The organism is Streptomyces kebangsaanensis (genome assembly GCF_001906585.1).
Lineage (GTDB): Bacteria > Actinomycetota > Actinomycetes > Streptomycetales > Streptomycetaceae > Streptomyces > Streptomyces kebangsaanensis.
Genome location: NZ_JUJA01000033.1, coordinates 64325 through 72487 on the forward strand (window position 1 = coordinate 64325; position 8163 = coordinate 72487).

Below are 8163 nucleotides of genomic sequence, written 5' to 3' on the forward strand. Positions count from 1 at the left end.
TGGACGAGCCGACGACCGGCCTCGACCCGCGCAACCGCCAGCAGTTGTGGGACGTCATCAAGCAGCTCGTCTCCGGTGGTACGACCCTGCTGCTGACCACCCAGTACCTGGAGGAGGCCGACCAGCTGGCGCACGAGATAGCGGTCGTCGACCACGGACGGGTCATCGCCCGCGGCACCTCCGACCAGCTCAAGGCCCGCACCGGCGGCGAGCGCGTCGAGGTCGTCGTGCACGACCGCGAGCACATCTCCACCGCCCGCGAGGTGCTGCGCGGCTTCGGCAAGGGCGACACCGCCGTCGAGGAGCACACCCGCAAGCTGACCGTGCCGGTCACCGGCGGCGCCAAGCTGCTGGCGGAGATCATCCGCGAGCTGGACTCCCGCGGGATCGAGATCGACGACATCGGACTGCGCCGCCCGACCCTCGACGACGTGTTCCTGTCCCTCACGGGCCACGTGGCCGAGGCCACGGACGAGGAGAACGGCGCGAAGGGCGCCGGCGCCAAGGACCGCCGGGGCGAGAAGGAGACCGCCAAGTGAGTACCGTCACCGACAGCGCACGGATCGAGTCGTCCGGCAACGCCATGACCCAGTCCGTCCGGGACTCGCTGGTCATCGCCCGCCGGAATCTGATTCGTATGGGCCGGATCCCCGAGATGCTCATCTTCGGACTGATCCAGCCCATCATGTTCGTGGTGCTGTTCACCTACGTGTTCGGCGGCTCGATCCAGGTCGGCTCGTCCACCTCCCCCCAGGCCTACCGAGAGTTCCTGATGGCCGGCATCTTCGCCCAGACCGTCACGTTCGCCACGGCGGGCNNNGGGTGCGGGCATCGCCGACGACATGCACAAGGGCCTCATCGACCGCTTCCGTTCCCTGCCGATGGCACGCGGTGCGGTGCTGACCGGCCGCACCATCGCCGACCTGGTGCAGACGGCGCTCACACTCGTCGTCCTGGCGGTCGTCGCCGTGATCGTCGGCTGGCGCACCCACGAGAACTTCGGCAAGGTGCTCGCCGGGTTCGGCCTGCTCCTGCTGCTCGGGTACGCGTTCTCGTGGATCGGCGCGCTCATCGGCCTGTCCGTGCGCACCCCTGAAGCGGCGACCTCGGGCGGCCTGATCTGGCTGTTTCCGCTGACGTTCATCTCGAACGCGTTCGTGGACGCGCGCCAGATGCCGTCCTTCCTGCGGCACATCGCGGAGTGGAACCCGTTCAGCGCCACCGTGCAGGCGTGCCGCGAGCTGTTCGGCAACCTTCCCCCGGGCTTCCGGACGCCCGACGCCTGGCCCATGCAGCACCCCGTGTGGGCCTCACTGATCTGGTCGGTGCTGATCATCCTCATATTCCGCACCCTGGCGGTACGCAAGTACCGCTCGGCCGCGGCGTAGGCGGCGACGACGCGGGGCCGGCGGACCGGCCGGAGCATGCGGAAGCCCCCGGCGCACAGACAGGGCGCCGGGGGCTCACCGGAAGAGAGGCGGATGCGCGGAGGCTCAGCCCTTGTACGGCTCGGCCTTGAGGATCCTCACCGAGGCGATCTTGCCGTTCGGCAGCTCGTACTCCGCGTCCTCACCGACCTTGTGCCCGATCACTCCGGAGCCCAGCGGGGACTGCGGCGAGTAGGTCTCGATCTCGGCGCTGGCGTATTCACGCGAGGCCAGCAGGAAGGACAGCGTGTCGTCCTCGTCACCGTCGAAGGCGATCGTGACGACCATGCCCGGCGCGACGGTACCGTCGGTGGCCTGCGGCTCGCCGACCTGGGCGGTCTCAAGGAGCTGGGTCAGCTGGCGTACGCGGAGCTCCTGCTTGCCCTGCTCCTCCTTGGCCGCGTGATACCCCCCGTTCTCACGCAGGTCGCCCTCCTCGCGCGCGGCCGCGATCTTGGCGGCGATCTCCGAGCGCGCGGGACCAGTAAGGTAGGCAAGCTCGTCCTTGAGCTTGTTGTACGCCTCCTGGGTCAGCCAGGTGACGTTCTCGCTGGTCTGGGTCACAGGTGCTCCTCGTCGGTACTGGGAATACAAAAGCATCGCCCTACCCAGAAGAATGTTCCCTCTTGGATGGGCGAAACCACGAGCCTAACAACCCCCGCCCCAAAGGGGGAGGACATAAGCCGTAAGAGCTACGTCAACGCAGATCAGCGCCCGCGTATTCCGGTCCGCGGCCGACGCGTCAGCCGGCGTGACAGCCCAGCAGCTCGGCCGTCGAGCCCCGCGCCGTCGTGCGCAGCGTGACCATCTTGTCGATCCGCGTGGCCCGCTGGTCGAAGCGGAAGTCCGCCCGGCCGACCTCGTCGCCGCTCGTGTCCTGCGAGCGCAGCGTGCAGTAGCCGCGGGCGTCGGCGTCCTTGTGGACCTCCAGATGGACCCGCACCGCGTCGTCCGAGGCCTGGAAGGTGATGACCTGCGCGCTGATCTCGTTCTGGCCGACGTAGTGGTAGCCGAAGTAGCCGACCAGGGCCAGCAGGGCCGTGCCCAGGACGGCGCCCGCGATCTTGAGCTTGCGGTCGGCGCGCTCGTCCGGGGAGCGGCCGTAGCGGCCCTCGGGCGGCCTGGTGCTCGCCGTACTCATGATCGTCCTCTCGGCCGGGGCGGGACCTGCGTCCCGCGGGGGCTTCCGGAGCCGTACCCCGGAATTATTCGCCCCCCGATTCGGTCACTATAGAAGCCCGCGCACGACCGCCCGACCGCCACCCCGGGACGACGTACCCGCGGGGTGGCACCGTTGACTGCCCGCTTGCGCCGGGCACCGACCTGATCCTGAGGACTGAGCCTTGACTGAGCAGCTGCGACTGATGGCCGTGCACGCGCACCCCGACGACGAGTCGAGCAAGGGCGCGGCCACCATGGCCAAGTACGTGTCCGAGGGGGTGGACGTGCTGGTGGTGACCTGCACGGGCGGAGAGCGCGGCTCCATCCTCAACCCCAAGCTCCAGGGCGACAAGTACATCGAGGAGAACATCCACGAGGTGCGCAGGAAGGAGATGGACGAGGCCCGGGAGATCCTCGGCGTCGAGCAGGACTGGCTCGGCTTCGTCGACTCCGGCCTGCCCGAGGGCGACCCGCTGCCGCCGCTGCCCGAGGGCTGCTTCGCCCTGGAGGACGTCGACAAGGCGGCCGGCGAGCTGGTGCGCCGGATCCGCTCCTTCCGCCCCCAGGTGATCACCACCTACGACGAGAACGGCGGCTACCCGCACCCCGACCACATCATGACCCACAAGATCACGATGGTGGCCTTCGAGGGCGCCGCGGACGCCGAGAAGTACCCGGTGGAGGAGTACGGCCCGGTGTACCAGCCGCTGAAGCTGTACTACAACCAGGGCTTCAACCGCCCGCGCACCGAGGCGCTGCACCAGGCCATGCTGGACCGCGGCCTGGAGTCCCCCTACGGCGAGTGGCTCAAGCGCTGGGAGAAGTCCGGCCGCGATGAGCGCACGCTCACCACCCACGTCCCCTGCGCCGACTTCTTCGAGATCCGCGACAAGGCACTGATCGCCCACGCCACGCAGATCGACCCCGACGGCGGCTGGTTCCGGGTGCCGATGGAGGTCCAGAAGGAGGTCTGGCCCACCGAGGAGTACGAACTCGCGAAGTCCCTCGTGGACACCTCGATCCCCGAGGACGACCTCTTCGCGGGCGTCCGGCGGCCCTGAGGGACAATGTCTGACATGAGCGCAAGCGCGAGCCCGGCAATGACGCACCTCGTCCCCCTCGCCGAGGTCGACCCGAACAAGGTCACCCCCGGCGTCCTCGGATTCATCGTCTTCGCCGTGATGGCCCTGGCCGTGTGGGGCCTGATGAAGTCCATGAACCGCCACATGAACAAGGTCGACTTCAAGGAGGTCCCGGACCCGGGGGCGAAGTCCGGCGCACCCGCGGCCGACCCCGAGGCCCGGCGGAGCTGACCCCGGGCGGCGGTGCCGCCCTCACCGCCCGGCCGGCACCGCCACCCCCATCACCTCCCGCGCGTGCCGGCCCGGCACCATGCCCAGGCGCCAGGCCTGCCAGCCCGCCTCCAGGCTCACACCCCGCTCCAGCAGCAGCCGGTAGGCCCGGACGCAGTCGTCCAGCTTCCCGTCGCGCAGCGGATGGCCGCCGCGGGCGAGCCGGGCCAGCTCCTCCTGGGCCACCGCCGAACCGACCTCCACACCACCGGCGGCCGCGTACGGCAGCAGCGTGCAGCGCAGGAAGCGGGCCCAGTCCTCACCGCGGCGGTCGCCGTAGGAGGCGAAGAGGGCCACCGCCTCGTCGCACAGGGCGAGGGCCTGCTGGGTGCGGGCGTTGCCGGCGTCCACCACCGCCAGCTCCAGACACGTCCACGCCTCGCCGTGGGCGACGCCGATGCGCTGGAAGTCGGCGCGGGCGTCGACCAGCAGCTGACGGGCGAAACCGGAGTTGCGCAGCGAACCCGTCCGGGCCGCCAGCTGGTCGCGGGTCACCCGCGCCGAGTGGTGCCGGGCACAGGCCAGGCCGTACACGTCGCGCATCCGGGAGAACATCGTGCGGGCGCGCTCCAGCTCGCGCACCGCCCGGTCCAGGTCGCCGGTCTCCTCCAGCGCCTGACCGAGGTAGTACAGCGTCCACGCCTCGCCGCGCGCGTCCTCGTTGTCCCGGTGCCGCACCGCCGCCTGCCGCAGCTCGTCCACCGCGTCGGAAGCGTCGCCGGCCACCAGCCGGGCCCGGGCCAGCTGGGTCAGCGCCCACGCCTCGCCGCGGGCGTCGCGGGTACGGCCGTAGCGCTCCAGGGCCTGGCGCAGATCCGCCTCCGCGTGCTCCACGTCGCCCAGGCGCAGCGCCAGCTGGCCCAGCTGGAAGTGCGCCCACGCCTCGCCGTGCACCGAGCCGCCCTCCCGGTGCAGCACCAGTGAACGCGTCAGCAGGTCCAGCGCCTGGGCCAGCCGCGCCCGGTCCCGCTCCACCGCCGCCAGCGCGTGCATCGTCCAGGCCCGGTCGGTCGCCAGCTCCGGCACCGACTGCAGCTCGAGCGCCTCACGCAGCCGGGCCGCCGCCTCCGGCAGGTTGCCCTGGTGGTGCAGCGTGATGCCGAGCGAGGTCAGCGCGCGGGCCGCCCCCGCGTCGTGGTGGGCCTCCCGGTAGAGGTCGACGACCGAGGCCAGCGTCGTACGCGCCTTGTCCAGCTCACCGAGCTGACGGGCCGCGATACCGGTACGCCACTGCACCGACCGGACCAGCAGCCCCTGGTCCACGGCCTGCGTCAGCTCGCTGATCTCGCCCAGGCGGTACAGGTCGCCGCGCAGCAGGCAGTAGTCGCACAGCGCGCCGAGCAGGTTCAGCACGGCCGCCTGGTTCACGCCCTCCGCGTGTCTGAGGGCCGCCGTGATGAAGCTCGACTCGTCGTCCAGCCAGCGCAGCGCCTCGTCCAGCGAGGTGAAGCCGTGCGGGCTGAACCGGTCCGAGCGGGTCGACATGTTGCCGTCGACCAGGCGCAGCACCGAGTCGGCCAGCTCGGCGTAGTTCACGATCAGCCGCTCCTGCGCCGCCGTCCGCTCGGCCGGGTCCTCCTCGTCCAGGAGGCGGGCGTGCGCGAAGGCCCGTACCAGGTCGTGCAGCCGGTAGCGGTCGCCCCGCACATGGTCGATCAGACCCGCCCGGGCGAGGGCCACCAGATGCCGGGTCGCCTCCGTCTCGTCCGTGGCCAGCAGCGCGGCCGCCGCCGCGGCACCCAGCGAGGTCCGCCCGGCCAGGGCGAGCCGGCGCAGCAGCCGGCGGGCCTGCTCCGACTGGTCGGTGTGGCGCAGCCACAGCGCCCGCTCCACCGGCTCCACCGGACCGTACGCGTCGAGGTCGGTGGCCAGCCGGCGGGGCGAGCGCGGGCCGAGGGCGGAGCCCGCGACGCGCAGTGCCAGCGGCAGCCCGCCGCACAGTTCCCTGATCCGGTCGGCGGACTCGCCGTCGTACGGCCCCGAGGCGTCCTGCGCGGCCGCGCCCAGCAGTTCCTCCGCGCCCGCCGCGTCCAGGGCCCGGACCGGCAGCTGGTACACCCACGCCGGCAGGTCGGCGGGCAGCTCCAGGGGCTCGCGGGAGGTGACCAGGACCAGGCTGTCGGAGCGCTCGGGGACCAGGGCGCGGACCTGCTCGGCGTCCGAGGCGTCGTCCAGCACGATCGTGACCGGCAGGCCCGTCAGGTGCTGGTGGTACAGCTCGCCCAGCCGTTTGAGCTGCTGGGCGGGGGAGGACCGCTCGCGGAACAGCAGCTGCTCGCGGGGCGCGCCGAGCCGGTTCAGCAGGTGCAGCAGCGCGTCACGGGTCGGCAGCGGCGGCTCTCCCGGGCTGTCGCCGCGCAGGTCCACGACGACCGCGCCCCGGAACTGGTCCCTCAGGTCGTGGGCCGCGCGCACCGCGAGGGTACTGCGGCCGGAGCCGGGCGTCCCGTGCAGCACGACGACCGTCGGCCGGGTCCGTGTGCTCGCCCGGGCGGCCTGCACCCACTGCCGGATCCGCGCCATCTCCTGCCGCCGTCCCGCGAACACCCCGTCCGGATCGGGAAGTTGCCGGAACGACTGTTCCAGCAGGCTGCGTCTGCGGGCCGCCGCGCTCTTGTCCGTGCCGCGCAGCGGGGGCACCGCCTTCTTCCCGGGGGTGGAGGCGCTCAGCACGCGCTGCTGGTCGAGGAAGGGACGGATCCCGCGCACCTCCAGCGCGGTGAGCCACTGCAGCCGCAACTGCTCCGGCCCGCCCGGCTGACCGGCCGCGCCCGCCCGGTGGTGCGCGGCGGGCAGGTGGGCGGCGGTCACCTTCACCACCGTGGCGGCGGCGCCCACCGCCCCCGCGGTGACCCCCGCGCCCACGGCGGTACCCGCGTCCGTGCCCAGCGCCAGATCGGCCACAAGGGCGGCCAGTCCCGCAACGGCCGCGACCAGCAGGGGAGTTCCCCCGCTCTCCCGCGCGTACCGCTGCGCGAACGTGAGCTGCCCGGCCGCCGCCTCGTCCAGCGCCCCCGTGTACGCCTCGTACTCCTCCGCCGCCGCCCGGGCCATGCCGTCCAGAGCCCCGCGCGCCCGCGACAGCAGCACACCTCCGTCCACCTTCCCGCCCGACCGGCGCACCTCCTCCTCCACGGCCCGAGCCAGCAGCCGCTCGGCGTCCACCCGGTGCCCGTCCCGCATGTCCCGTCCCCCTCCGGTGACAACTTCTTTTCCCACGAGTGTCCTTGGGCGGGGACGGCAGCGCGAGAGGGCGGCGGACAACGGACGGCCGGACCGGGGGCCGACCGCCCTCACGAGGGTGCACGGGGAGCCGTTCGGCGATCACGTTCCGTGCCCGGCGGGGGCGGGTGAGGCAGGATGGGGGCATGCCGAACCGACTGGCTCATGAGACGTCCCCGTACCTGCTCCAGCACGCCGACAACCCGGTCGACTGGTGGCCGTGGTCGGGGGAGGCCTTCGCGGAGGCGCGGCGGCGCGAGGTCCCCGTGCTGCTGAGCGTCGGGTACAGCAGCTGCCACTGGTGCCACGTCATGGCGCACGAGTCCTTCGAGGACCAGGACACGGCCGCCGTCCTGAACGAGCACTTCGTCAGCGTCAAGGTCGACCGCGAGGAGCGGCCCGACGTCGACGCGGTGTACATGGAGGCCGTGCAGGCGGCGACCGGGCAGGGCGGCTGGCCGATGACCGTGTTCCTGACCCCGGACGCCGAGCCGTTCTACTTCGGCACGTACTTCCCGCCCGCGCCCCGGCACGGGATGCCGTCGTTCCGGCAGGTGCTGGAGGGCGTGCGGCAGGCGTGGGAGACACGGCGGGAGGAGGTCACCGACGTCGCCGGGAAGATCGTGCGGGACCTGGCGCACCGGGAGATCGACTACGGCGCCCCGCGGGTCCCCGGCGAGGAGGAGCTCACGCAGGCGCTGCTCGCGCTGACCCGGGAGTACGACCCGCAGCGCGGCGGGTTCGGCGGGGCGCCGAAGTTCCCGCCGTCGATGGTGATCGAGTTCCTGCTGCGGCACCACGCCCGCACCGGCTCCGAGGGCGCGCTGCAGATGGCGCGGGACACCTGCGAGCGGATGGCCCGCGGCGGCATCCACGACCAGCTCGGCGGCGGCTTCGCCCGTTACTCCGTGGACCGCGACTGGGTGGTGCCGCACTTCGAGAAGATGCTGTACGACAACGCCCTGCTGTGCCGGGTCTACGCCCACCTGTGGCGGGCCACC

The 8163-nt window shown here is 72.3% G+C and carries 7 protein-coding genes and 2 pseudogenes; 6 read left to right on the forward strand and 3 right to left on the reverse strand.

What is annotated here, in order from left to right; genetic code table 11:
• The 3 genes and pseudogenes from RH94_RS42170 to RH94_RS03605 form a co-directional block, all read left to right on the forward strand.
• The coding region (locus RH94_RS42170) for an ATP-binding protein DrrA1-3 family domain-containing protein (RefSeq protein WP_234425510.1) at window positions 1-539 on the forward strand (539 nt) is incomplete at its 5' end.
• Window positions 536-817 (forward strand): annotated as a pseudogene (locus tag RH94_RS42175) (ABC transporter permease); the annotation flags it as partial. The gene RH94_RS42170 and the pseudogene RH94_RS42175, both read left to right, overlap by 4 nt.
• 3 nt (window positions 818-820) lie before the next feature.
• A pseudogene (locus RH94_RS03605) lies at window positions 821-1388 on the forward strand (ABC transporter permease); the annotation flags it as partial.
• Between the two features lie 105 nt (window positions 1389-1493).
• On the opposite strand, the gene greA reads toward RH94_RS03605, so the two are convergent.
• Both greA and RH94_RS03615 read right to left on the reverse strand, forming a co-directional pair.
• The gene (gene greA / locus RH94_RS03610) at window positions 1494-1991 is read right to left on the reverse strand and encodes a transcription elongation factor GreA (protein WP_073946196.1); all 498 of its coding nucleotides are present in this window, start codon (window positions 1989-1991) and stop codon (window positions 1494-1496) included.
• Between the two features lie 178 nt (window positions 1992-2169).
• Entirely contained in the window at window positions 2170-2568 is a 399-nt protein-coding gene (locus RH94_RS03615; RefSeq protein WP_073946197.1) for a DUF4307 domain-containing protein, read from the reverse strand.
• A gap of 202 nt (window positions 2569-2770) precedes the next feature.
• Here RH94_RS03615 and mca point away from each other — a divergent pair, with 202 nt between their 5' ends.
• Both mca and RH94_RS03625 read left to right on the forward strand, forming a co-directional pair.
• A complete protein-coding gene (gene mca / locus RH94_RS03620) occupies window positions 2771-3649 on the forward strand; it encodes a mycothiol conjugate amidase Mca (RefSeq protein WP_073946198.1) in 879 nt (292 codons plus the stop codon).
• A gap of 6 nt (window positions 3650-3655) precedes the next feature.
• Window positions 3656-3901 carry a hypothetical protein gene (locus tag RH94_RS03625; RefSeq protein WP_073946199.1) on the forward strand — a complete coding sequence of 82 codons (246 nt, stop codon included), beginning with the start codon at window positions 3656-3658 and terminating at the stop codon, window positions 3899-3901.
• A 21-nt stretch (window positions 3902-3922) separates the two neighbouring features.
• Here RH94_RS03625 and RH94_RS03630 read toward each other — a convergent pair whose 3' ends face one another.
• A complete protein-coding gene (locus tag RH94_RS03630) occupies window positions 3923-7123 on the reverse strand; it encodes a tetratricopeptide repeat protein (protein WP_073946200.1) in 3201 nt (1066 codons plus the stop codon).
• A gap of 185 nt (window positions 7124-7308) precedes the next feature.
• Between RH94_RS03630 and RH94_RS42180 the strand changes: the two genes are divergently transcribed.
• Window positions 7309-8163: thioredoxin domain-containing protein (locus tag RH94_RS42180; protein WP_234425511.1), on the forward strand; the 855-nt coding region annotated here is incomplete at its 3' end.

Bases quoted from the DNA above. Each gene is read 5' to 3' on its own strand.
- RH94_RS03615 (WP_073946197.1), bottom strand. From the start codon at position 2,568: ATGAGTACGGCGAGCACCAGGCCGCCCGAGGGCCGCTACGGCCGCTCC.
- RH94_RS03625 (WP_073946199.1), top strand. From the start codon at position 3,656: ATGTCTGACATGAGCGCAAGCGCGAGCCCGGCAATGACGCACCTCGTC.
- RH94_RS03630 (WP_073946200.1), bottom strand. From the start codon at position 7,123: ATGCGGGACGGGCACCGGGTGGACGCCGAGCGGCTGCTGGCTCGGGCC.